At 66.2% G+C, this 23,141-nt stretch carries 22 protein-coding genes, 1 tRNA gene, 1 other RNA gene and 1 pseudogene; all 25 read left to right on the top strand.

Annotation, left to right across the window (positions count from 1 at the left end; genetic code table 11):
- Positions 1–149: pseudogene (gene rho, locus QAT43_RS14840) on the top strand (transcription termination factor Rho); the annotation flags it as partial.
- 118 nt (positions 150–267) lie between these two features.
- Positions 268–480 carry a 50S ribosomal protein L31 gene (gene rpmE, locus QAT43_RS05855; protein ID WP_305042112.1) on the top strand — a complete coding sequence of 71 codons (213 nt, stop codon included), beginning with the start codon at positions 268–270 and terminating at the stop codon, positions 478–480.
- A gap of 129 nt (positions 481–609) precedes the next feature.
- Entirely contained in the window at positions 610–1,296 is a 687-nt protein-coding gene (gene thyX / locus QAT43_RS05850) for an FAD-dependent thymidylate synthase (RefSeq protein WP_305042111.1), read from the top strand.
- 38 nt (positions 1,297–1,334) lie between these two features.
- The gene (prfA, locus tag QAT43_RS05845; protein WP_305042110.1) at positions 1,335–2,402 is read left to right on the top strand and encodes a peptide chain release factor 1; all 1,068 of its coding nucleotides are present in this window, start codon (positions 1,335–1,337) and stop codon (positions 2,400–2,402) included.
- A gap of 1 nt (position 2,403) precedes the next feature.
- On the top strand, positions 2,404–3,252 hold the full coding sequence (prmC, locus tag QAT43_RS05840; protein ID WP_305042109.1) for a peptide chain release factor N(5)-glutamine methyltransferase: 849 nt from the start codon (positions 2,404–2,406) through the stop codon (positions 3,250–3,252).
- Between the two features lie 58 nt (positions 3,253–3,310).
- Entirely contained in the window at positions 3,311–4,567 is a 1,257-nt protein-coding gene (gene murA, locus QAT43_RS05835; protein ID WP_305042108.1) for a UDP-N-acetylglucosamine 1-carboxyvinyltransferase, read from the top strand.
- Between the two features lie 83 nt (positions 4,568–4,650).
- The gene (gene hisG / locus QAT43_RS05830; protein WP_305042107.1) at positions 4,651–5,310 is read left to right on the top strand and encodes an ATP phosphoribosyltransferase; all 660 of its coding nucleotides are present in this window, start codon (positions 4,651–4,653) and stop codon (positions 5,308–5,310) included.
- Between the two features lie 9 nt (positions 5,311–5,319).
- Positions 5,320–6,609 carry a histidinol dehydrogenase gene (gene hisD, locus QAT43_RS05825; RefSeq protein WP_305042106.1) on the top strand — a complete coding sequence of 430 codons (1,290 nt, stop codon included), beginning with the start codon at positions 5,320–5,322 and terminating at the stop codon, positions 6,607–6,609.
- A 90-nt stretch (positions 6,610–6,699) separates the two neighbouring features.
- Complete coding sequence (gene hisB / locus QAT43_RS05820; RefSeq protein ID WP_305042105.1) at positions 6,700–7,290, top strand: imidazoleglycerol-phosphate dehydratase HisB; 591 nt, start codon at positions 6,700–6,702, stop codon at positions 7,288–7,290.
- Positions 7,287–7,913: an imidazole glycerol phosphate synthase subunit HisH gene (gene hisH, locus QAT43_RS05815; protein WP_305042104.1), complete on the top strand. Its 627-nt coding sequence runs from the start codon at positions 7,287–7,289 to the stop codon at positions 7,911–7,913. Before hisB ends, hisH begins: the two co-directional genes overlap by 4 nt.
- Complete coding sequence (hisA, locus tag QAT43_RS05810; protein WP_305042103.1) at positions 7,914–8,645, top strand: 1-(5-phosphoribosyl)-5-[(5-phosphoribosylamino)methylideneamino]imidazole-4-carboxamide isomerase; 732 nt, start codon at positions 7,914–7,916, stop codon at positions 8,643–8,645.
- 55 nt (positions 8,646–8,700) lie between these two features.
- Positions 8,701–9,468 carry an imidazole glycerol phosphate synthase subunit HisF gene (hisF, locus tag QAT43_RS05805; protein ID WP_305042102.1) on the top strand — a complete coding sequence of 256 codons (768 nt, stop codon included), beginning with the start codon at positions 8,701–8,703 and terminating at the stop codon, positions 9,466–9,468.
- Between the two features lie 61 nt (positions 9,469–9,529).
- On the top strand, positions 9,530–10,222 hold the full coding sequence (gene hisIE / locus QAT43_RS05800) for a bifunctional phosphoribosyl-AMP cyclohydrolase/phosphoribosyl-ATP diphosphatase HisIE (RefSeq protein WP_305042101.1): 693 nt from the start codon (positions 9,530–9,532) through the stop codon (positions 10,220–10,222).
- A gap of 119 nt (positions 10,223–10,341) precedes the next feature.
- Entirely contained in the window at positions 10,342–10,788 is a 447-nt protein-coding gene (locus QAT43_RS05795) for a GatB/YqeY domain-containing protein (RefSeq protein ID WP_305042100.1), read from the top strand.
- Positions 10,789–10,831: 43 nt separating this feature from the next.
- Complete coding sequence (locus QAT43_RS05790; protein WP_305042099.1) at positions 10,832–11,320, top strand: CvpA family protein; 489 nt, start codon at positions 10,832–10,834, stop codon at positions 11,318–11,320.
- 12 nt (positions 11,321–11,332) lie between these two features.
- Positions 11,333–13,702 (top strand): endonuclease MutS2, encoded by a 2,370-nt coding sequence (locus QAT43_RS05785; RefSeq protein ID WP_305042098.1) that lies wholly within the window; start codon positions 11,333–11,335, stop codon positions 13,700–13,702.
- The gene (gene dnaG / locus QAT43_RS05780) at positions 13,699–15,555 is read left to right on the top strand and encodes a DNA primase (RefSeq protein ID WP_305042097.1); all 1,857 of its coding nucleotides are present in this window, start codon (positions 13,699–13,701) and stop codon (positions 15,553–15,555) included. Before QAT43_RS05785 ends, dnaG begins: the two co-directional genes overlap by 4 nt.
- 67 nt (positions 15,556–15,622) lie before the next feature.
- Positions 15,623–17,377, top strand: coding sequence for an RNA polymerase sigma factor RpoD (gene rpoD, locus QAT43_RS05775; protein WP_305042096.1), 1,755 nt, complete (start codon positions 15,623–15,625; stop codon positions 17,375–17,377).
- Positions 17,378–17,460: 83 nt separating this feature from the next.
- Positions 17,461–17,535: transfer RNA gene (locus QAT43_RS05770), tRNA-Ile, on the top strand.
- A gap of 112 nt (positions 17,536–17,647) precedes the next feature.
- On the top strand, positions 17,648–18,778 hold the full coding sequence (locus QAT43_RS05765) for a Nif3-like dinuclear metal center hexameric protein (RefSeq protein ID WP_305042095.1): 1,131 nt from the start codon (positions 17,648–17,650) through the stop codon (positions 18,776–18,778).
- 93 nt (positions 18,779–18,871) lie between these two features.
- Positions 18,872–19,594, top strand: coding sequence for a zinc ribbon domain-containing protein (locus tag QAT43_RS05760; protein ID WP_305042094.1), 723 nt, complete (start codon positions 18,872–18,874; stop codon positions 19,592–19,594).
- Between the two features lie 49 nt (positions 19,595–19,643).
- Positions 19,644–20,031: RNase P RNA component class A (rnpB, locus tag QAT43_RS05755), an RNA gene on the top strand.
- Positions 20,032–20,060: 29 nt separating this feature from the next.
- Positions 20,061–20,672 (top strand): hypothetical protein, encoded by a 612-nt coding sequence (locus QAT43_RS05750; protein ID WP_305042093.1) that lies wholly within the window; start codon positions 20,061–20,063, stop codon positions 20,670–20,672.
- Between the two features lie 4 nt (positions 20,673–20,676).
- Complete coding sequence (locus tag QAT43_RS05745; protein WP_305042092.1) at positions 20,677–21,705, top strand: TIGR00730 family Rossman fold protein; 1,029 nt, start codon at positions 20,677–20,679, stop codon at positions 21,703–21,705.
- Positions 21,706–21,896: 191 nt separating this feature from the next.
- Entirely contained in the window at positions 21,897–22,907 is a 1,011-nt protein-coding gene (locus tag QAT43_RS05740; RefSeq protein ID WP_305042091.1) for a TAXI family TRAP transporter solute-binding subunit, read from the top strand.
- Positions 22,908–23,141: the final 234 nt, after the last annotated feature.

The raw sequence follows: 23,141 nt of genomic DNA, 5'->3' as shown, positions 1-23,141 counted from the left end.
TGCTGGTCGACAAGACCTCCCTGCAGCGCGTCTGGCTGCTGCGCAAGGTGCTCACCACCATGAACGTGGTGGACAGCATGGAGTTTTTGCTGGAGAAGCTCGGCGAAACCAAGACCAACAAGGAATTCCTCGATTCCATGAATCAGTAGGACGCCGCCCGCGAGGGTTGTTGCTTTTTCGCGCCGAAAATGCTAAAAGCATCCCTTGCCCTCTGGGCATCGATCATCATCGGCCTGTACCCGCCAGGCCCCAAGGAGAATTCAGACCATGAAAGAAAGCATCCATCCCGCTTATCAGGACATCAAGATCAAGTGCGGTTGCGGCAACGTCATCGAAACCCGCTCGACCCTCAAGAGTGATTTCTTTACCGAGATCTGCTCGGCCTGCCATCCCTTTTACACCGGCAAGCAGAAGCTGATCGACACCGCCGGGCGCGTCGAGCGCTTTCGCCGCAAGTACGGCAAGGGCGAGAACAAATAGGCGGCCTGCCGTCGCACGTTTCGCCCGCATCGCAACCCTGCGCCTGTCTCCCCGGGGGGACAGGCGTGCCGTTTTTCAGGGTCCTTCTCCTTGCCCGTGATGTCATGCGGGCTTCGCCCGTGGTTATCCATGCGCGTTTCACTGCTCACCCATACTCCCGATCCGGAACGGACGGTGGCCGCCGCCGCGCGCCTCTGCTACTCGGATGCCGCCATCGGTGAGCTGATGGACCGGGGGGCGGGGGATCGCGCTGCCTTTCTGCGCAAGATCCTTTCCCTGGGCCATCTGTCGGTACTCGAGCACGCGAGCTTTACCTTCGGCATCGAAGGCATCAGCCGCGCCTGTTCCCATCAGTTGGTGCGCCACCGCATCGCCTCCTATTCCCAGCAGAGCCAACGCTATGTGTCGCAGCGCGCGCGCTTCGAGGCGGTGACGCCGCCGAGCATCGCCGAGCGGCCCGAACTGCTGGCGCGTTATGAAGGCCTGCTGGAGCAGATTCATCAGGCCTATGGAGAGTTTCTCGATGCCGGCATCGCCGCCGAGGACGCGCGCTTCGTGCTGCCCAATGCCGCCGCCACCAAGCTGGTGGTGACCATGAATGCCCGCGAGCTGCGCCACTTCTTCGCCTTGCGCTGCTGCCGCCGCGCGCAGTGGGAAATTCGCGCCATGGCCGTGGAGATGCTGCGCCTGTGCCGCCAGGCCGCGCCCCTGCTGTTTGCCGATGCCGGCCCCGGCTGCCTCGCCGGGCGCTGCCCGGAAGGGGCCATGACCTGTGGGGAAATGGCCCAGGTGCGCGAGGAATTTTCCCAACTCTGACTAGCGGGCGATCCCCGCCCCTGCCGAGAATTTAGGACATGTTCAACAAGCTCGAAGAAGTCGTTGATCGTTTTCGCGAAGTGGAGGGCCTGCTGTCGGATCCGACGGTGGTCGCCAACCAGGAGAAGTACCGTGCCCTGACCAAGGAGCATTCCAACCTCTCCGAGATCGTCGAGGTCTATCAGCGCTACCGCAAGACCTGCGAGGCCCTGGCCGGCAACCGCGAGTTGCTGCGCGATGCCGACCCCGAGGTCAAGGAGATGGCGCGGGCCGAGCTGCCCGAGTTGGAGGAGGCCAAGGAGCGGTTGGAAAAGGAGTTACAGCTCCTGCTGCTGCCGCGCGATCCCAACGACGACAAGAACATCATCCTCGAAATCCGCGCCGGCACCGGCGGTGAGGAGGCGGCGCTGTTCGCCGCCGACCTGTTTCGCATGTACTCGCGCTACGCCGACACCAAGGGCTGGAAGGTCGAGATCATGAGCCTCTCCGAGGCCGATGCCGGCGGCATCAAGGAAGTCATCGCCCTGATCAGCGGCAACCGCGTCTACTCGCGCCTCAAGTTCGAAAGCGGCACGCACCGCGTGCAGCGGGTGCCGGCCACCGAGGCCCAGGGCCGCATTCACACCTCGGCCTGCACCGTGGCGGTGCTGCCCGAGGCCGACGAGGTGGACGTGGACATCGACCCCGGCGATCTGCGCATCGACGTGTACCGCGCTTCGGGCGCCGGTGGCCAGCACGTCAACAAGACCGAGTCGGCGGTGCGCATCACTCATATCCCGACGGGGGTGGTGGTGGCCTGCCAGGACGAGAAGTCGCAGCACAAGAACAAGGCCAAGGCTATGAAAATTCTGAGTTCGCGTATTCTCGAGAGCATGCGCGCCGCTCAGGACGCGAAGATGGCCGCCGACCGCAAGAGCCAGGTGGGCAGCGGCGACCGCAGCGAGCGCATCCGCACCTACAATTTTCCCCAGGGGCGCTGCACCGACCACCGCATCGGCCTGACCCTCTATCGCCTCGAAGCCATCATGCAGGGCGATATCGACGAGATCGTCGATGCGCTGACCACCCACACCCAGAGCGAGGCCCTGAGCGGCCAGGAGAACTGAGGTGACGGACGTCTGGACGGTCCTGCGGGTGCTGGAATGGACCGCCGGCTATTTTCGCGAGCGCGGCATCGAATCGGCGCGGCTCGACGCCGATCTGCTGCTGGCCAAGACCCTGGGGGTGGATCGCGTCGGCCTTTATCTGCGCTACGACCAGCCCCTGAACGCCGAGGAATTGCGTTTATTTCGCGCCCGGGTCGCGCGGCGCGCGCGGCGCGAGCCCCTCGCCTACATTCTCGGCGAGGTGGAGTTCTGGTCGCTGGCCTTTGCCCTGACCCCGGACGTGCTCATTCCGCGCCCCGACACCGAAGTGCTGGTGGAGGAAGCCCTGGCGCGCGGCCCCGAAGAGGCGCGGGTGTTGGATGTGGGCACCGGCAGCGGCGCCATCGCCGTCAGTCTGGCCGTGGAACGGCCCGCCTGGCAGGTGGCGGCGCTGGATGTGTCGCCCGCCGCCCTCGCGGTGGCGCAAGGCAACGCCCATCGCCACCAGGTGGCTGAGCGCCTGCGCTTTCTTCAGGGCGATCTGGCGCGATTGCCGCAGGAGGAATTCGACCTGATCGTCGCTAATCCGCCCTATATCCCCAGCGCCGATCTGGCGGGCCTGATGCCCGACGTGCGCGACCATGAACCGCACCTGGCCCTCGACGGCGGCCCCGACGGACTCGCCGCCTATCGCGCCCTGGCCGCCCAGGCTCCGTCGCGTTTGCGTTCCGGCGGCAGCCTGCTGGTCGAAATCGGCCAGGGTCAGGAGCAAGCCGTGGGGGAGCTCTTCACCCGGGCCGGCCTCCAGGGGCTGTTCCGCCGCGCCGATTACGCCGGAATCATCCGCGTGGTGGGCGCCACGCGAAAATGATTGGATCATTGGTTTTTGCCAACAACCAATGACAAAGGACAAGTGACGGAGTCATTTCTTGGATAAGATCATCATTCACGGCGGCAAGCGCCTCAAGGGCGAGGTTCAGGTCAGCGGCGCCAAGAATTCGGCGCTTCCCCTGCTGTTCGCCACCCTGCTCGCGCCGGGCGTGCATCGCGTCAGCAACGTGCCGCACCTGCGCGACATCGACACGGCCGAGAAGCTGCTCAAGATTCTCGGCGCCCAAGTGGAGCGCGAGAACGGTACCTTCGCCGTCGATGCCTCGTCCATCGAGAGCGTTGAAGCCCCCTACGATCTGGTGCGCACCATGCGCGCCTCGGTGCTGGTGCTGGGACCGCTGCTGGCGCGCTGCGGCCACGCGCGGGTCAGCCTGCCCGGCGGCTGCGCCATCGGCGCGCGCCCCATCAACCTGCATCTCAAGGGCTTCGAGGCCCTGGGCGCGAAAATCACCCTCGACCACGGTTATGTCGAGGCACGGGCGCGCGGCGGCCTGCGGGGCGGGCGCATCCGCTTCGACATCCCCACCGTGGGCGGCACGGAAAACCTGCTTATGGCCGCCACCCTGGCCAAGGGCACCACGGTCATCGAAAACGCCGCCTGCGAACCGGAAATCGTCGATCTGGCCGAGGCCCTGACCAAAATGGGGGCGCGCATCAAGGGCGCGGGCAGCGACACCATCAGCATCGAAGGGGTGCGCGAGCTGCAACCCTTCGCCCACGCGGTGATGCCCGATCGCATCGAGGCCGGCACCTTTCTCATCGCCGCCGCCATGACCCGCGGCGAGGTGCGGGTGCGCGGCTTGTGCGCGGCACACCAGGAGGCCCTGGTGCTCAAGCTGCGCGAGGCGGGCGTCGAGATCAGCGGCGAGGGCGACGAGTTGCGCGTCAAGGGACCACGCAAGATCCTGCCCGTGGATATCCGTACCTGCCCCTATCCGGGCTTTCCCACGGACATGCAGGCTCAGTTCATGGCCCTGATGACCTTGGCCGACGGCGCCAGCGTCATCAGCGAGAATGTTTTCGAGAACCGCTTCATGCACGTCTGCGAGCTGCAGCGCATGGGCGCCGACATCGCCATCGACGGCCATACCGCCGTGGTGCGCGGCGTCAAGAAACTGTTCGGCGCCCCGGTCATGGCCACCGACCTGCGCGCCAGCGCCTCCCTGGTGCTGGCCGGCCTGGCGGCGGACAACACCACGGAAGTCGCACGCATCTATCACCTCGATCGCGGCTACGAGCGCATCGAGGAGAAGCTCAAGGGCCTCGGCGCCGACGTCGAGCGGGTCAGGGAATAAAACCGTCATTGGTCCTTTGTCCTTGGTCATTGGTTTTAAAGCCTCTCGCCAGGGACAAAGGACAAAGGACAAAGGACGAATTTATGAGCGACACTCTCACGTTCGCCCTGCCCAAGGGGCGCATCATGAAGGATTCCATGGAGCTGTTCGCGCGTGTCGGCATCACCTGCCCCGAGATGAGCGACGACAGCCGCAAGCTGGTGTTCGAGAATCGCGAGGACCGGCTGCGCTTCATGGCGGTGCGCGCCACGGACGTGCCGACCTACGTGGAATACGGCTGCGCCGACATCGGCGTGGTGGGCAAGGATACCCTGCTCGAACAGGGCAAGGATCTCTACGAGCCCCTGGATCTCAAATTCGGCTACTGCCGGCTGGTGGTGGCCGAGCCCAAGGAACTGCGGCGCAACGATGATCCGGCCAACTGGTCGAACATCCGCGTCGCCACCAAGTACCCCAACATCACCGAGCGCTATTTCGCCGCGCGCGGCGTGCAGGTGGAACTGATCAAGCTCTACGGCTCCATCGAACTGGCTCCCCTGGTGGGGCTCTCCGAGCGCATCGTCGACCTGGTGTCCACCGGCGCCACCCTGCGCGAGAACGGCATGGTCGAGGTGGATACCATCGCCGAGATCACCAGCCGCCTCATCGTCAATCGCGCCAGCCTCAAGACCAAGCACCAGCGCATCCGCCGGCTCATCGAGGGGCTGGAGCAGGTGGTGGGCGAAGCGGCCCGCATTTCCTAGGGGAGCGCCATGCGAATTCTTCGTTTCAACGACGCGACTTTCGAGGCGACCCTGCGGCGGATCGTCGAGCGCGGGGCGGCGGCCCAGGGCGATGTGTCCTTTACCGTGCAGGAAATCATCGACGACGTGCGCCGCCGTGGCGACTCGGCGCTCATCGAGTACACCCAGAAGTTCGACCGGCTGTCCCTTACCCCGGAAACCCTGGAAGTCAGCGGCGAGGACATCGCGCAAGCCCTGGCGGCGGTGAGCGAGGAATCCCTGGCCGCCCTGCGCCTGGCGGCCGAGCGCATCGCCGCGTTTCACGCCAAGCAAAAGGAGCAGACCTGGCTTTCCACCGAGGAAGAGGATGTGCTCCTCGGCCAGATGGTGCGGCCCCTGGATCGGGTGGGCATCTACGTGCCCGGCGGCAAGGCCGCCTATCCCTCCTCGGTGCTGATGAACGCCATTCCGGCCAAGGTGGCGGGAGTGGCCGAGATCATCATGGTGGTGCCCATGCCCGGCGGCGAGGTCAATCCCCACGTCCTGGCGGCGGCGCACCTGGCCGGGGTCGATCGCATTTTCAAGGTGGGCGGCGCCCAGGCGGTGGCGGCCCTGGCCTACGGCACCCGGAGCGTGCCGCGCGTCGACAAGATCACCGGCCCGGGCAACATCTACGTGGCCACCGCCAAGCAGCAGGTGTTCGGCCAGGTGGACATCGACATGATCGCCGGGCCCAGCGAGATCCTCATCATCAACGACGGCAGCGGCGAGCCGGCGCATCTGGCCGCCGACCTGCTCGGCCAGGCCGAGCATGATGAGCTGGCGTCCTCGATTCTGATTACGACCGACGAGAAGCTGGCGAAGAAGGTGGCCAAGGAAGTCGAGAAGCAGTTGCGCGAGCTCTCGCGCGAAAGCATCGCGCGGCAGGCCATCGAGCAGTTCGGCGCGATTCTCATCGCCCGCGATCTCGACGAGGCCATCGCCTTTTCCAACCGCATCGCGCCCGAGCACCTGGAACTGGCGGTGGACAATCCCTTCGAGATCCTGCCGCGCATCAAGCACGCCGGGGCGATCTTTCTCGGGCATCACACCCCCGAGGCGGCCGGCGATTACCTGGCCGGCCCCAACCACACCCTGCCCACGGGCGGCACGGCGCGGTTTTTCTCGCCCCTCTCGACCAACGATTTCGTCAAGAAATCGAGCCTGGTGTCCTTTTCCCGTCAGGGGCTGGAGCGGCTGGGCAGGGACATCGTGCATATCGCCAAGCTGGAGGGGCTGGAGGCCCACGCCAAATCGGTGTCGCTTCGGTTGGGAAAATAACCGGTTCTTGTAGGGGCGCAGCATGCTGCGCCCACCGCGGTTGACCAGGGCGCAGCATGCTGCGCCCCTACCACCGCCATGGAGACAGAAATGGCACGTAGCGCAACCATTGAACGCCGCACCAAGGAAACCGACATCCGCGTCCGGCTCGAACTTGACGGGCGCGGCACGAGCGAGATCCAGAGCCCGGTGCCCTTTTTCGATCACATGCTCACCCAGATCGCACGCCACGGTTTTTTCGATCTGGAGATCGCCGCCCAGGGCGACATCGAGATCGACGCTCATCACACCGTGGAGGACGTCGGCATCTGCCTCGGCGAGGCCTTCAAGAAGGCCCTCGGCGACAAGCGCGGCATCCGCCGCTACGGGCGCGGCACCGCGCCCATGCACGAAGCGTTGGCCTCGGTGATCCTGGATTTTTCCGGGCGGCCTTTCCTGGTCTACCATGTCGATCTGCCCAAGGCGCGGGTGGGCAATTTCGAGGTGGAGCTGGTGGAGGAATTCTTCACCGCCTTCTGCAACCACAGCGGCGCCAATATCCACGTCAATCTGGCCTACGGCGACAACCTGCACCACATCATCGAGGCGGTGTTCAAGGCTTTCGCCCGGGCCCTGGACGAGGCGACGCAAATCGACCCGCGCATCGAAGGCGTGCTGTCGAGCAAGGGGACCCTGGAGTGAGCCGCATAACCATCATCGATTACGGCATGGGCAACCTGCGCTCGGTGCATAAGGCCTTCGAGCAGCTCGGCTTCAGCGCGCTGGTGACGGACGACCCGGCCGTGGCGGCGCGGGCCGATCATCTGGTGTTGCCCGGGGTGGGCGCCTTCAAGGACTGCATGGATCATCTGCGCGCGGGCGGCTTCATCGAGCCCATCAAGCGCCATGTGGAGGCCGGACGCCCTTTTCTCGGCATCTGTCTGGGCCTGCAGTTGCTGTTTGGCGAGAGCGAGGAATTCGGTTGCCACCAGGGCCTGGATCTCATCCCCGGCCGCGTGGTGCGTTTTCCCGCGGGTATGCGGGCCGACGGCGAGGAACTCAAGGTGCCGCACATGGGCTGGAATCGCATCGCCATCAAGCGTTGCGCGCCCATCTATCGCGGCATCGACGACGGCGCCTTCGTCTATTTCGTCCACTCCTACCACGTGGTGCCCGAGGACCCGGCCGTGGTGGCGACCACCACCGACTACGGCATGGATTTCTGCTCCAGCATCTGGCGCGACAATGTCATGGCCACCCAGTTCCACCCGGAGAAAAGCCAGCAGGTGGGCTTGGCCATCCTCAAGAATTTCGGAGAGTTGTAAATGCTCGTTATTCCCGCCATTGATCTCAAGGAAGGCCGCTGCGTGCGTCTTGAGCAGGGCCTCATGGACAAGGACACGGTCTACAACGACGACCCGGCCGCCCAGGCGCGCATCTGGCAGGAGCAGGGCGCCGAGTTGCTACACATCGTCGACCTCGACGGCGCCTTCGCCGGGGTGCCGAAAAACCGCGCGGCGATCCAGGCCATCGTCGCCGCCCTGGACATCCCGGCGCAGATCGGCGGCGGCATCCGTGATCTGCAAACCATCGAGGGCTATCTGCAACTCGGTATCAAACGAGTGATTCTCGGCACCGTGGCCAAGGAAAACCCGGCCCTGGTCCAGGAGGCCTGCCGCCTGTTTCCCGGCGCCATCGTGGTTGGCATCGACGCCAAGGAGGGCTTCGTCGCCGTGCGCGGCTGGGCCGAGGTGACCCAGAAACAGGCGGGCGAGCTGGCCAAGGAACTCGAAGGCTACGGCGTCGAGGCGATCATCTACACCGATATCGCCCGCGACGGCATGATGCAGGGTCCCAATCTGCGCACCACCGGGGACCTGGCCCGGGCCATCGGGATTCCGGTGATCGCCTCGGGCGGGGTGTCGCGCTTGCAGGACATCCGCGATCTCAAGGGTCTGGAACCCCTGGGCGTGGTGGGGGCCATCACCGGCAAGGCCATCTACAGCGGCGCCCTGGATCTGCGCGAAGCGATCCGCGTGGCGCAAGGCGCCGCGTGAAAAATCCCTGGCGGCCCTTGCGCGCGAGCGAGGGCGTGACTAACTTGAGGCGATTATGCTGACCAAACGCATCATTCCCTGTCTCGACGTCAAGGACGGCCGCGTGGTTAAGGGCGTGCAGTTCGTCGAGCTGCGCGATGCCGGCGATCCCGTGGAGGCGGCTCAGGCCTACGACGCCCAGGGCGCCGATGAGCTGACCTTTCTCGACATCACGGCGTCGAGCGACAAGCGCGGCATCATCCTCGACGTGGTGGCGCGCACCGCCGAGCGCGTCTTCATGCCGCTGACCGTGGGCGGCGGGGTGCGCGAGATCGCCGACATCCGCAATCTTCTTAACGCCGGGGCCGACAAGGTGTCCATCAACACGGCCGCCGTGCATCGTCCCGAGTTTGTCCGCGAGGCCGCCGAGCGCTTCGGTTCCCAGTGCATCGTGGTGGCCATCGATGCGCGGCGCGTGCCGGGCAGCGCTCCCCCGGCCTGGGAGGTCTACACCCACGGCGGACGCAACGCCACCGGCATCGACGTGCTGGAATGGGCGGCGCGCATGGAAAGTTACGGCGCCGGCGAGATTCTGCTCACCTCCATGGATAAGGACGGTACCAAGGACGGCTACGACATCGCCCTGACCCGCGCGGTGAGCGACCGGGTGCGGATTCCGGTGATCGCTTCGGGCGGGGTCGGCAACCTCGAGCATATTCGCGAGGGATTGGTGGAGGGGGGCGCCGGCGCCGCCCTGGCGGCAAGCATTTTTCACTTCCGCGAGCATACCATCGGCGAGTGCAAGGCGTATCTGCGCGAGCACGGGGTGCCGGTGCGTTTATGATTTGTAGGGGCGCACCGATGTGCGCCCGGGGCGGATTCAATCCGCCCGCACGGAGATTATTATGTCCCTGATCGACCAGCTCAAATTCGACGCCAACGGCCTGATCCCCGCCATCACCCGGGACGCCGATTCCGGTGAGGTGCTGATGATGGCCTTCATGAACGCCGCGGCGGTGGAGCAGACCCTGGCGACGGGCAGGGTTCACTACTATTCGCGGTCCAGGCGCAAGCTGTGGATGAAGGGCGAAACCTCCGGCCACGTGCAACTGGTGCGCGAAATCCGCTTCGATTGCGACGCCGATTGCCTGCTGATCAGCGTCGCGCAGCAGGGCGCGGCCTGCCACACCGGCCATCATTCCTGTTTCTATCGCACCTGGGAGCAGGACGCGGTGCAGGTCCAGGGCGAGAAGACCAGCGATCCCCTGGCCGCCTACGCGCGTCACGACATCCTCGATGCCGTGTATCACGTCATCCAGGAGCGCCGCCAGAATCCCTCGGAAAAATCCTATGTCGCCTCCCTGTATGCCAAGGGACTGGACAAGATCCTCGGCAAGATCGGCGAGGAGGCGACGGAGACGGCGGTGGCGGGCAAGGGCGGTGATCCCGAGCAGGTGGTGTACGAGGCGGCCGACTTGTTTTTCCACACCCTGGTGCTGTTGGGCTATTACGATCTGCCCCCGGAGCGCATCTACGCCGAGCTGCGGCGCCGGTTCGGCCTCTCCGGCATCGCGGAGAAAGAGAGCCGCGCCCAGTAGGGCGGCAAGGCGGTTCTTGCTATTTTCGCGAGAATCACTAGACTAGAAAGGTTTTTCCGTGGGGCGCCGCTTTTGTGGCCGCCCCCTTTTCCGTTTTCTCCGAGCCCGGGGTATACCGCATGAGTCTCACTGAAAATCTCAACACCACCATGAAAGAAGCGATGAAGGCCAAGGACAGTCTGCGTCTGAGCGCCATCCGTCTGGTCCGTTCGGCAATCAAGAACCGCGAGATCGAGGAGCGCCGCGAGCTCGACGACCAGGGCGTGATCGGCGTGCTGTCCTCCCTCGCCAAGCAGCGCCGAGATTCGGCCGAGGCCTACCGCCAGAGCGGCCGTGAGGATCTGGCCGAAAAGGAGGAAAAGGAACTCGCCATCATCCAGGAGTTCCTGCCGCGCCAGCTGTCCGAGGAGGAGTTGCGCGCGCTCATCGACCAGGCGGTGAGCGAGAGCGGCGCCGCCGGCCCTCGCGACATGGGCAAGGTGATGAAGCTGGTGACGGCACAAACCACCGGGCGCGCCGACGGGCGGCTGGTGAGCGAACTGGTCAAGGCACGGCTCGGCGCCTGAGGGGTGCCGAGCTTTCGCGGGAGGCGCGCCGCGCGCGGCGTTCATGAACTATTTCGATATCGCAATCCTAGTGGTGCTGGTCGCTTTCCTGCTCAAAGGCCTGATGCGCGGGCTGCTCAAGGAATTGTGCTCCCTGGCCGGCCTGCTCGTTGGCGGGATTCTCGCCTTTCGCTTTCACACGCCCCTGGCCCAATGGCTGCTCGATAGCGCCGGCTTGCCTTCGCCCCTGGCGGTGGGCGCGGCGTTTCTCGGCCTGTTTCTGCTGGTGGTGGTGTTTTTTTCGGTGCTGGGTTTCGTGCTCTCGCGCTTCGTGCGGCTGGTCTTTCTCGGCGGCTTCAACCGCATGCTCGGTGCGCTGTTCGGCGTCGGCGAAGGCGTGGTGCTCCTCGCCCTGGTTCTGTTCGCCCTGAGCCTGGGCCCCCTGCCGGGCTTTCTGCACACGGGGTTTGCCGGTTCACAACTCACCCCGCCCTTTGTCGAACTGGGCGAGGCGGTGTTTCGCGGCGGGAAAGAGCTGCTCAACGGGCATTGAGGTTGCGGCGCCATGGATGAAGCAACTCTGCGGATTCTTGAATTCAACAAGGTCCGTGGCCTGCTTGCCGGCTTTACCCAGACCGCGCCGGGGGGCGAGCTGGCGCGCGGCCTGCGGCCCCTGGCCGAACGCGACGAGGTCGCCCAGGCCCTGGACGAGACGGCGGAAATGCAGGTGCTGCACGACCAGCGCGGCCGCCCGCCCCTGGGCGGCACCCGCGAGCTGAGCGGGCATTTGCAACACCTGGCGGTGCCCGGCGCTTTTCTGCCGCCGGAGGCCCTGCTTGAGGTGCTCTCCAGCATCGAGGCGGCGGCGGAGTGCCGCCGTTACCTTGCGGCCGCCGAAGCGGCGCCGCGGCTCTTTGAAAAATCCCGGGGCCTGGAGGTGCCCGAAACCCTGCGGCGCTTGCTGCGCGAGAGCATCGGCGCGCGGGGCGAGATCCTCGACAGCGCATCCTTTGCCCTTGCCGATATGCGCCGCGGCCTGCGCCTGACCCGCGAGCGCATCCGGCGGGTGCTCGAAGCGCTGTTCAACGACGAACGCCTGGCGAGCGCGTTTCAGGAGCGGCTCGTCACCGAGCGCAACGGGCGCTACGTGGTGCCGGTGCGCGCCGATCATCGCGGCCAGATCAAGGGTTTCATCCACGACGAGTCCGCCAGCGGCCAGACCCTGTTCGTCGAGCCGGTGCAGACCCTGGCCGACAACAACGCCCTGCAAGCCCTGCTGCGCGAGGAAAAGCGCGAGGAAGAACGCATCCTGCGCCGCCTGGCCGACGAGGTTCGGGCGCAGGCGGCGCTGTTGGCCGCCAACCAGCGCCTGCTGGCGTTGTTCGATCTGCGCGCCGCCGCCGCGCGCTTCGCCCTGGCGACCGCCGCGGTGGCGCCGCGCCTGGAAGATCGGCCGCTCATCGCCTTGCGCGCCGCCCGCCATCCCCTGCTGCTGCTCGGACCCGACGGGCGGCCGCGCGGTCTGGAGGTGGTGCCGGTGGATCTGCTGCTGGGCGCCGAGGGCGATACGCTGATCATCAGCGGTCCCAACACCGGCGGCAAGACGGTGGCGCTCAAGACCCTGGGCCTGCTGACCCTGATGGTGCGCTGCGGTCTGCCGGTGCCCTGTCATCCCGACAGCAGCCTGCACCTGTTCGGCAAGATTTTTGCCGACATCGGCGACGAGCAGAGCATCGAGGCGAGCCTCTCGACCTTCTCCGGCCACCTGTTGCGCCTGCGCGCGGTGCTGGAGCAGGCCGACGGCGATTCCCTGGTGCTGCTCGACGAACTGGGCACCGGCACCGATCCGGCCGAGGGCGGCGCGCTGGCCATGGCGGTGCTTGATGCCCTGCGCGGGCGCGGCGCGCGCACCCTGGTGACCACCCACCTCAACCTGGTGAAGGGCTATGCCCTGCTCAATCCCGGGGTGGAAAACGCGGCGGTGAGTTTCGACCATGAAACCCTGCGCCCCACCTATCGCCTGCACTACGGGGCGCCGGGCGCGAGCAGCGCTTTGACCATCGCCCGCACCCTGGGGTTCGACGAGGGGGTGCTGCGGCGCGCCGAGTCCTACCTCGGCGTCGAGGAGCGCGAGGGCTTGGCGATTCTCGAGGAACTGCACCGCCGTTCGCAGTGCCTTGAGGAGGATCTCGCCGAATCCGGGCGTTTGCGTGCCCAGGCCCAGGTCGAGCGGGACAAGCGTCGCCGCCTGCTGGAGGACCTGGAGCAGGGCCGGCAGGCGATTCTGGAGAAAGCGCGGCGCCGCGGCGAAGACTTGGTACGGCGCGCCGAGGCGCGGGTCAAGCAATTGCTCAAAGAGGCGCAGGAACTGTCCGGCTCCACCGCCGAGGCGGCGCGTCTGAGCGGCGAGATGCGCCAGGTGCGCGCGGCCTTGAGTCAGGAAACGGCGGCCAAGCCCGCGCAGGGGCGGGTGCCGCGGGAGGTGCGCGCGGGTGAATTGCTGCGCATTCCCGCCCTGGGTGCCGAGGCCGAGGTGGTGCGGGTGAGCGGGCAGGAGGTGGAACTGGTCCTGCATGGCAAGAAGTTGCGCCTGCCGCTGGCGGAGCTGGAACAGTATAAGCCGCCGCGCTTCGCTCAGCAGAAACGCGGTGTCGGCGGGGTGCGCGGGCGGGTCGAGCGGTCGCGTTGCGAGACGCGCCTCAAGTTGGTGGGCGAGCGCATCGACGACGCCCTGCCGCGCCTGGAGCGCTTTCTCGACGATGCGCTGCTGCACGGTCTGCGCGAGGTCGAAATCGTCCATGGAGCCGGCAGCGGAGCCCTGCGCCGGGCGGTGCGCGAATTTCTCGCCGCCCAGGCCGAGGTGGAATCTTTTCACGCCGCCGAGCTCGAACGCGGCGGCGACAACCTGACCATCGTACAGTTGCGGGGGGCATGAGCGGACGGATTCCCGACGACAAGATTCGCGAGGTGCAGGATCGCGCGGACATTCTGGAGGTGGTTTCCTCCTACGTGGCGCTCAAGCGTTCGGGCGCCAACCATGTCGGGCTCTGTCCCTTTCACGCGGAAAAGACGCCGTCCTTCAACGTCAATCCGCCCCGCCAGATCTACCACTGCTTCGGTTGCGGGGTGGGCGGCGACGCCATTTCCTTCGTGCGGCGCATGGAGGGCTTGAGCTTTCCCGAGGCGGTACGGCGCCTGGCCGAGCGCTACGGTATCGACATCGCCGAGGAGCAACGCACCCCCGAGGAAGAGCTGGCGCGGCAGCGGCGCGCGCAGCTGTTGCGCATCAACGAGGTGGCGGCCGAGTTTTACCATGGGATTCTCATGGACAACGAGGATCCCCGGGGGCGCGCCGCGCGCGCCTATCTGCGCGAGCGCGGCTATGGGCGCGAGACGGCCGAGCGCTTTCGCCTCGGCTATGCCCCGGAGGGCTGGGAGGCGCTGGCGGCGCATCTGGCCGGCAAGGGCTTCGAGGGCGAGCTGGTGCGTCAGCTGGGCCTGACTCGCCCGGGCAAGGAAGGACGCGGCGATTACGATCTGTTCCGCGCGCGGCTGATCTTTCCTATCTTCTCGGCGCGCGGCGAGGTGGCGGCCTTCGGCGCGCGGGTGCTCGACAAGTCGCTGCCCAAGTACATCAACTCGCCCGAGTCGCCGGTCTACCACAAGAGCGCCGCGCTCTACGGCCTCTTCCAGGCGCGCGAGGCCATGCGCCGCGCCGGCGAGGCGATCGTCGTCGAAGGCTATTTCGACGTGCTGGCCCTGCATCGCGCCGGCTTCGCCCAGGCGGTGGCCACCTGCGGCACCGCCCTGACCGCCGAGCATGCCCGCCTGCTCAAACGCTACGCCGAGCGGGTGGTGCTGCTCTTCGATCAGGACAGCGCCGGGCGCCAGGCGACCTGGCGCGCCATGGAGGCACTGCTGCCCGAAGGCGTGCCGGTGGCCGCGGCGACCCTGGAGGCGGGGGAAGATCCCGATTCCTTCACCGCTCGGCACGGGGTCAAGGCGCTGGAAGAGCGACTCAAGGCGGCCCGCCCGGTGTTTGAGCTGTTTCTGGAGGACACCCTGGCCGCCCACGGCGCATCCGTGGAGGGCCGGGCGCAGGCCGCCGAGGCGATTCTCGCCAAGCTGCGGCTGATTCCCGGGGAGATCGAGCGCACGCTTTACCGCCAGGCCCTGGCGCGCAAAACCGGTCTCGATGAGGCCCTGCTCGCGCGGCGCGCTTCCGCCCTGCGCGGTCCCGCACCGGGGCCGGCGGCGCCCGTGGTTCCGCCGCCGCAGGAACCGTCGGGACAGGCTCCGCGCCAGGCCTTGCCCGGCCCGGCGCGCCCGGCGCCGCGCGGGTTGCGCGGCGCGCAGGCCTCACCCGCGCCCCAGGCCCTGATCCGCTATCTGCTCGAGCGCGCCGCCGCGCGGGAGCGGGCACGGAGCGAAGGGCTCGCGAGCCTGCTCGCCGATGGGCTGCTGCGGCGCCTGGCGGAAAAAATCCTGGCGCTGCCCGAAGGCGGCGAGGCGGTGTCGCGGGCGGAGCTGGCCGCCGTGCTCGATGCCGAGGAGGTCGAGAGGCTCCGGGCGATTCGCCTGCCCGCGGCCCAACTGTTCGGCGAGGATCTCGACGGCTTGTTCGGCGAATGCCGCGCCGATGTGGCGCGAAGCGATGCGCGCCGCCGCCGCAGTGAGTTGCTCCAGCAGATTCACGCCGCCGAAGCTGCGGGGGACCGCGAGGCCGGCGCGCGCTTGGGCCGGGAGCTGCAGGAACTGCGGCGCCTGCCGGGCGACAAATCCGACTAAACCAGAAACAGCCTGCTAGAATTGAACATAGGGATAATCCACGGACGTAAGGGGAGACAGCCGGAAAATGTCCAAAAAGACCAAGATGGATGAAGTTCAGCAGTTGATCGACCTGGGCCGCGAAAAGGGCTTTCTGACCTACGACGAGGTCAATGACCTGTTGCCCGCCGACATGGTGTCCTCGGACCAGATCGATGACGTGATGAGCATGTTCGGCGAGCTCGATATCGAAATCGTCGATGCCGACCAGAAGATCGCCCTGCCCAAGGAGCGTGGCCTGGAAGACGAGGACGTGGAGGGCGGCGAGGAAGAGGAACCCGATCTTGAGGCCGAACTCGGCCGCACCTCCGATCCGGTGCGCATGTATCTGCGCGAGATGGGCCAGGTGAGCCTGCTTACCCGCGAGGGCGAGGTGGAAATCGCCAAGCGCATCGAGGAGGGCGAAGCCCTGGTGACCAAGGTCATCCTGCGCACGCCGATCGCCTTCAAGGAAGTCATCACCCTGGGCGAGCGCCTGGAAAAAGGCCAGGTGAGCGTCGCCGAGATCACCAAGGAATACGAGGAGGAAGAGGGCAGCGAGCAGGAAGAAAAGCACCGTCTGCGCATTCTCGAACTGGTGGCCGGCATCCGCGAGCTCGACGGGCAGTTCATGGAGGTGCGCGAGAAACTCTCCGGCGAGCTGTCCCGCGAGGAGAAAAAGGAGCTTGATCAGGCGGCGCGCAAGATCAAGAACGACATCTTCGAGTTGCTGCGCCAGATCCGTCTCAAGGACCATCAGGTGGCCAAGATCGTCGATCGCCTCAAGGAGTTGGCCGCCCAGGTGAAAAAGGGCATGACGGAAGTCGGCGCCTGCGAGCAGGAGTTGAAAAAGCCGCACAAGGACATCAAGAAGCTTTTGCGCCGCATGCGCAAGAACGACGAGGAGGCCCTGGTCGTGGCGGGGGAAGTCGGCGTGGCCATGGACACCCTGCTGGCGGTGGAAAAGCGCCTCAAATCGGCGCAGCGCCGCTTCCTCAAGGTCGAGGAGGAGTCGGGCTTCGCTCCGGAGGAGCTGCTCGAAGCCCTCAAGGACGTGCAGAAGGGTGAATTCCGCGCCAAGCAGGCCAAGACCGAGCTGGTCGAGGCCAACCTGCGCCTGGTGGTGTCCATCGCCAAGAAGTACACCAATCGCGGCTTGCAGTTCCTCGATCTCATTCAGGAGGGCAACATCGGCCTGATGAAGGCGGTGGACAAGTTCGAGTACCAGCGCGGCTACAAGTTCTCCACCTACGCCACCTGGTGGATTCGTCAGGCCATCACCCGCGCCATCGCCGATCAGGCGCGCACCATCCGCATTCCGGTGCACATGATCGAGACCATCAACAAACTCATCCGCACCAGCCGCCAGCTGGTGCAGGAGATGGGGCGCGAGCCGACCCCCGAGGAGATCGCCGAGCGCATGGAACTGCCCTTGGAAAAGGTGCGGCGCGTGCTCAAGATCGCCAAGGAACCCATTTCCCTGGAGACGCCCATCGGCGAGGAGGAGGATTCCTCCCTGGGCGATTTCATCGAGGACAAGGCGGTGGTTTCGCCCGTGGAGGCGGTGATCAAGAGCAATCTCTCCGACCAGACGGCGCGGGTGCTCTCGACCCTCACCCCGCGCGAGGAGAAGGTGCTGCGCATGCGTTTCGGCATCGGCGAGAAGTCCGATCACACCCTGGAGGAAGTCGGGCAGGATTTCAACGTCACCCGCGAGCGCATTCGCCAGATCGAGGCCAAGGCGCTGCGCAAGTTGCGCCACCCGAGCCGCTCCAAGCGCCTCAAGAGTTTCGTCGAATATTAAGGGGAGAAGCGCCTGGGAGTGGCCGAGAAAAGCCCTTGACAGCCGCTGGGCTTGGGCCTAACCTAGAAGGCTCAGTCTTGAACGGGCCTATAGCTCAGCGGTAGAGCCGCCGGCTCATAACCGGTCAGTCCCAGGTTCGAATCCTGGTGGGCCCACCACCGGAAAAACATGAGTCCAGACCTCATCCCTACATACAGCAAGCCTTGAGCTTGCCGAGAGTGCAACCGGGCAAGCGGTGTTGCACTCTTTTTTTTTCACGACCCGGCGAGGATGAAAAAAGCGAAATTCCCCCGCGTACAAGATCTTCTCGGTCTGCTTAACGGCCTGGCGCCCGCGGCGCTGGCCGAGGAGTGGGACAATGTCGGCCTGCACCTGGGCGACCCCCTGGACGAGGTGCGCCGCATCCTGGTGGCCCTGGATCCGACGGCGGCGGTGGTCGAGCAGGCCGTGGCCGCCGAGGCGCAACTGCTGGTCAGTCATCATCCCCTGATTTTTCGCCCGCTCAAGGCCCTGACCAGCGCCGACGACAGCGGCCGCGCCCTGCTGCGCGCCGCGCGCGCCGGGGTGGCGGTCATCTGCGCCCATACCAACCTCGACCGGGCGCGCGGCGGACTCAACGACTGGCTCGCGCAAGTCCTCGGTCTCGGCCAGGTCAAGGTCTTGCAGGCCGGCGCCGGCGAGCTCTTCAAGCTGGTGGTGTTCGTGCCGCGCGGCTACGAGGACGCGGTGGCCGCCGCTCTTTTCGAGGGGGGCGCTGGGCATATCGGCGACTACGACCAGTGCGCGTTCCACGGTGCCGGCAGCGGGACCTTTCGCCCCGGCAGCCAGACCGACCCCTTTATCGGCCGGGCCGGCGGCGCGCGCGAGACGGTGGGCGAAGTGCGGCTGGAAACGGTGGTGCCGCGCGAGCACCTCAACCGTGCCCTGCAGCGGATGCTCAAGGCCCATCCCTACGAAGAGGTCGCCTATGATCTGCTGGCCCTGCACAACCGGCGGGCGGATATGGGTCTCGGGCGCCTGGGGCGGCTGGCCGCGCCCCTGTCCCTTGATGCCTTTGCCCTTCAGGTCAAGGCGGCGCTGGGCTGCGCGTCCCTACGCCTGGTCGGCGACGGCGCCCAGGTGCTGTCCAAGGTGGCGGTGTGCGGCGGCAGCGGCGCTTCGCTCATCGGTGAAGCCCTGCGGCAGGGCGCCGATGTGCTGGTCACCGGGGATGTCAAGTATCACGAGGCGCAGCAAGCCCTGAGCCAGGGGCTGGCGCTCGTCGATGCCGGCCATTTCGCCACCGAACGCCTGATGGTGCCGCGCCTCGCGGATTTTCTGCGACAAGGCCTGGCGGCGCAAGGCTGGACAACGGAAGTAAGGGAAGCACAGGGGGAGAGAGATCCGTTTCGGATCGTCTGATCCCCCTTCTCATTTTTAGCCGATTTTTCGCGGTTGCCGTGCCTTGGCAAGGGGCGCGGCGACTCTCAACCCAAGCCCATGGGAAGGACAGGAATGGAAGCGAAGGACGTTCAGGAACAGATGCGATTGCTCAAGGACCTGCAGGACATCGATACGGCGGCACGCAAGATCCGCCTCGATCGCCAGCAGATGGAACAGGAGCTCGGCAGTCTCGATGCCGAGGTTGAGCGGGTGCGCGTCATGGTGACCGGACTGCGCGAGGGCCTCGACGCGCTGCGGGCCGAGCGCCGCGAACTGGGGCAGGCCCTGGCCCTGGAGCGTGACAATGTCGCCCGGGCGGAGAGCCGCTTGCCGGCCATCAAGACGCAGAAGGAATACATCGCGGTTCTCAAGGAAGTCGACACCGCCAAGAAAATGAACCGCGACATCGAGGAGCGCATCAAGGGCAAGGATGCCGAGATCGCCGCCCTGGATCAGGATCTTCAGGAAAAGGAAAAGGAACTGGCGGAGCAGGAGGACAAGGCCAACGCGCGGCGGGCCCTCATCGAGGAACAGTTGGCCGAGATCGACGCGACCCTATCCTCCCGCGAAGCCGAGCGCGCCGCCATCGCCGAGCAGATTCCCCTGGTCACGCGCAAGCGCTACCAGACCCTGCTCGATCGGCGCGGCGGCATCGCCGTGGTCGAGGCGCGCCAGGGCGCCTGCCAGGGGTGTCACATGCAGCTGCCGCCCCAGGTGTTCAACAGCCTGTTCCGCCAGGAAGAGGTGATGAGCTGCCCGCATTGCCACCGGCTGATTTTTCTCATCCGCCAGTGAAGCGGCGGCCGCGTGCCCTGGCTCGATAGGGTAGAATAGGTAAATGGCCGGAGAAGGACAGATGATCGCTGCCCGTCCCTGAAGGGCGGGGGGAGGAAAGTCCGGGCTCCGCAGGGCAGGATGGTTCCTAACGGGAACCGGGGGCGACCCCAGGGAAAGTGCCACAGAGAGCAGACCGCCGGTCGGCGCTTCGGCGACGACCGGTAAGGGTGAAAGGGTGAGGTAAGAGCTCACCAGTGCCGGTGGCGACATCGGCAGCTCGGTAAACCCCATCCGGAGCAAAGCCGAATAGAGGAGCGTTCGAGGGCGGCCCGTCCGAAGCTCCCGGGTCAGGCTGCTTGAGGCCGTCGGCAACGGCGGTCCTAGACGAATGATCATCGCCCCGCGGCGGGTAACCGCCCCGGGGAACAGAACCCGGCTTATGGCCTTCTCCGGCCATTCTTTTTTTCAGGAATACCAGGCCGACATGAGGATGCAAGCGCGCGGTGACGCCGAACTCTGGCAGGCAGGCTGCACGGCTCTCGAAGAGGATTGGCGGCGCCTGGCGGACGAGGAGCGCCGCTGGATTCGGGCGCGGCTGGCGCGCATCGGCGCCTTGCAGGAGCGTCTGCAGGCGCTGTTCGCGGCGGCGGACGGGGCGGCGCACTGCCGCTTGTGCCGGGGGGCCTGCTGCGACCGGGGCAAGTATCATGTCACCCTGGCGAACCTCTTGGCGCTCCTGGCCGCGGGGCAAGCCCCGCCCCCCTTCGACGCGGCGGCGCCCTGCCCCATGCTCGACGGGGAGGCCTGTCGCCTGGGGGCGGCGCAGCGGCCCTTCAATTGCGTGACCTTTGTCTGCGGCCCGGTGGAGGACGCCCTGGGCGCCGCCGGAGCGGCGGAATTCTATTCCTGCGAAAAAGCGTTGCGCGCGGTTTATGAGGATTTTGCCCGACGCTATGCCGGCGGGGGCATGAATGGTTTTCTGCTGGCGGCGGCGCGGCTGGCGGGGCGCTCGCCCTTGGCGCGGCAGGATGTCGCCCCGGCAGGGTTGCGAGGCCTTTTGCCCCCGGCACGGGTCGGGGTAAGCGAGGAGGGATGATCTGATGGAATTGCATTTCAACCGACGCAACGGCGCGATCGATGATCTCATCGATCAAATCACCCAGCAGGTCGGGGTCCATCACCCCGCCCTGGTTCGCGAGATGATTCTCAGCGCCCTCAAGGCCGGACAGGAAATCGACTATCCCGCCGACCTCAAGCTGATGCGCACCACCATGAAGGAGATGCGCTACACCAGCAAGGTCTTCGGCCCCTATCGCGACCGGCGCAAGGTGACCATCTTCGGTTCGGCGCGCACCCAGCCCGAGGAGCCCATCTACCAGAAGTGCGTGACCTTCGCGCGGCTGCTCGCCGAGCGCGGTTACATGGCCATCACCGGCGGCGGGGGCGGCATCATGCAGGCCGGCAACGAAGGGGCGGGGGCGGACAATTCCTTCGCGGTGAACATCCGCCTGCCCTTCGAGCAGGAAACCAACCCGGTCATGTCCCAGGACGCCAAGGTTCTCATCTACAAGTATTTCTTCAACCGCAAGGTGGCCTTTCTCAAGGAGGCCAACGCCGTCGCCCTGTTTCCCGGCGGCTTCGGCACCCTCGACGAGGCCATGGAGACCCTGACCCTGGTGCAGACCGGCAAGAATCCGCCCATCCCCCTGGTGCTCATCGACGATGACGACGGCGATTACTGGGAGACCTTCTTCGAGTTCATGAAGAAGACCCTGCTCAAGCGCGGACTGATCAGCGGCGAGGATTTCGCCCTGTTCACCATTACCCGCGATCCCCTGGAGGCGGTGCAGGACATTGTCGATTTCTACCGGGTCTACCATTCGAGCCGCTTTGTCGGCGACAATCTGGTGATCCGCCTCAACCAGCCGCTGCTGCCCGAGCAGGTCGAAACCCTGCGCAGCGAGTTCAGCGAAATTCTGCTGCCCGGCACCCAGATCATCCAGGGTGGACCCTTTCCCGAGGAACGCGACCAACCCGATCTGCTGGGCTTGCCGCGCCTGATTCTTCGGTTCAATCGCCGCAACTTCGGCTTGCTCAAGGCCTTCATCCGCCGCATCAACAGCTTCTGACCCGCCGGGGCGGCCGCTTCCTCGGGAGCGGCCGCCCTTGTCCTGCCTCTACAGTTCCGTCGGTTTCTTGACAGCCCCCCCGCCTCTGGTAAGTTTAGCGAACTGGTGATGTAAGTGTCTTGGGCGTTGCGGTCGCGTTGCGTGCATTTTCCGGCGCACCCGGGCCGGACTCGAATCCTGGAGGAACCATCATGAAAAGATTACTGATTCCGCTGCTTTCCCTGCTGTTGCTGATCGGCTGCCAGAGTGACAAGGGCAGCGCGCCCGAAGGGGCCAAGGAGGCGCCGGCGCGGCCGTCGGGGGCCATGCGCTTCGTGACCATCGGCACCGGCGGCGTCACCGGGGTCTACTATCCGGTGGGCGGCGCCATCGGCAAGCTCATCAACGACAAGCGCGACCAGTACAACCTGCGCATCTCCGTGGAATCGACGGGCGGGTCGGTGTTCAACATCAATGCCCTGATGAACGGGGACATCGAGCTCGGCGTGGTGCAATCCGATTTGCAGCACCAGGCCTTTCAGGGGCAGGGTGAGTGGGAGGGGCGGCCCCAGGCCAAGCTGCGCTCCCTGTTCGCCCTGCATCCCGAGGCGGTGACCATTCTCGCCGCGGTGGATTCCAACATCGAGAGCGTCGCCGATCTGGCGGGCAAGGTGGTCAACATCGGCGCGCCCGGCACCGGCCAGCGCGTCAACGCCCTCGATCTGTTCGCCGCCGCCGGCATCGATCCCACCCGCGATCTGCGCGCCGAGGGCATCCGCCCCGCCGAGTCGGCGGGCATGCTGCAGGATGGGCGCATCGACGCGTTCTTCTATACCGTCGGCCATCCCAACGGCTCGGTCAAGGAAGCGGTGGCGGGGACGCGCAAGGTGCGCTTCGTGCCGGTGGCCGCCGAGTTGATCGACAAGCTGGTGAGCCAGCAGCCCTATTACGCGCCGGCGCTTATCCCCGTCGCGCCCTATCCTGGCGTGGCCAACAGCGAACCGGTGCCGACCTTCGGCGTCAAGGCCACCATCTGCACCTCGGCCGATGTGCCGGAAGATGTGGTCTATACCATCACCCGCGAGGTGTTTGAGAATCTGGAGTCCCTGCGGGTCCTGCACCCGGCCCTGGAGGTGTTGACCGCGCAAAACATGCTGGAGGGGTTGGCCGCGCCCCTGCATCCGGGGGCGGAGCGCTATTTCCGTGAAAAGGGCCTGCTCTAGGGTCTTTGGTGTCGCGCGGGAGAGCGGAACCTGAAGCGCTCTCCCGCTGGTTCATGAACGACAGGGGAGTTGCCCATGGCGAAGGAACCGGCGCCGCCCAGCCGCGAGGGGCAGGATACCGCCCAGCGCCTCAAGGAGGAGGAAGAACTCGGCTTGCGCCGCCCCCAGGGCTGGCAGCTGTGGCTGGTGCCGGCCATTGCCCTGACCTGGTCGCTGTTCCAGCTGTCCCTGGCC

Origin of the sequence: Geoalkalibacter sp. (assembly GCF_030604225.1) — a bacterium.
GTDB lineage: Bacteria > Desulfobacterota > Desulfuromonadia > Desulfuromonadales > Geoalkalibacteraceae > Geoalkalibacter.
Note: the sequence above shows the minus strand (reverse complement) of the source record. Positions and strands in the feature narration are given on the sequence as shown.

Bases quoted from the DNA above. Each gene is read 5' to 3' on its own strand.
- prfA (WP_305042110.1), top strand. From the start codon at position 1,335: ATGTTCAACAAGCTCGAAGAAGTCGTTGATCGTTTTCGCGAAGTGGAG.
- hisA (WP_305042103.1), top strand. From the start codon at position 7,914: ATGCTCGTTATTCCCGCCATTGATCTCAAGGAAGGCCGCTGCGTGCGT.
- hisD (WP_305042106.1), top strand. From the start codon at position 5,320: ATGCGAATTCTTCGTTTCAACGACGCGACTTTCGAGGCGACCCTGCGG.
- hisF (WP_305042102.1), top strand. From the start codon at position 8,701: ATGCTGACCAAACGCATCATTCCCTGTCTCGACGTCAAGGACGGCCGC.
- QAT43_RS05745 (WP_305042092.1), top strand. From the start codon at position 20,677: ATGGAATTGCATTTCAACCGACGCAACGGCGCGATCGATGATCTCATC.
- hisIE (WP_305042101.1), top strand. From the start codon at position 9,530: ATGTCCCTGATCGACCAGCTCAAATTCGACGCCAACGGCCTGATCCCC.
- QAT43_RS05750 (WP_305042093.1), top strand. From the start codon at position 20,061: ATGAGGATGCAAGCGCGCGGTGACGCCGAACTCTGGCAGGCAGGCTGC.
- rpoD (WP_305042096.1), top strand. From the start codon at position 15,623: ATGTCCAAAAAGACCAAGATGGATGAAGTTCAGCAGTTGATCGACCTG.
- hisG (WP_305042107.1), top strand. From the start codon at position 4,651: ATGAGCGACACTCTCACGTTCGCCCTGCCCAAGGGGCGCATCATGAAG.
- QAT43_RS05760 (WP_305042094.1), top strand. From the start codon at position 18,872: ATGGAAGCGAAGGACGTTCAGGAACAGATGCGATTGCTCAAGGACCTG.
- thyX (WP_305042111.1), top strand. From the start codon at position 610: ATGCGCGTTTCACTGCTCACCCATACTCCCGATCCGGAACGGACGGTG.
- QAT43_RS05790 (WP_305042099.1), top strand. From the start codon at position 10,832: ATGAACTATTTCGATATCGCAATCCTAGTGGTGCTGGTCGCTTTCCTG.
- rpmE (WP_305042112.1), top strand. From the start codon at position 268: ATGAAAGAAAGCATCCATCCCGCTTATCAGGACATCAAGATCAAGTGC.
- QAT43_RS05795 (WP_305042100.1), top strand. From the start codon at position 10,342: ATGAGTCTCACTGAAAATCTCAACACCACCATGAAAGAAGCGATGAAG.
- hisB (WP_305042105.1), top strand. From the start codon at position 6,700: ATGGCACGTAGCGCAACCATTGAACGCCGCACCAAGGAAACCGACATC.
- QAT43_RS05765 (WP_305042095.1), top strand. From the start codon at position 17,648: ATGAAAAAAGCGAAATTCCCCCGCGTACAAGATCTTCTCGGTCTGCTT.
- QAT43_RS05740 (WP_305042091.1), top strand. From the start codon at position 21,897: ATGAAAAGATTACTGATTCCGCTGCTTTCCCTGCTGTTGCTGATCGGC.
- dnaG (WP_305042097.1), top strand. From the start codon at position 13,699: ATGAGCGGACGGATTCCCGACGACAAGATTCGCGAGGTGCAGGATCGC.
- QAT43_RS05785 (WP_305042098.1), top strand. From the start codon at position 11,333: ATGGATGAAGCAACTCTGCGGATTCTTGAATTCAACAAGGTCCGTGGC.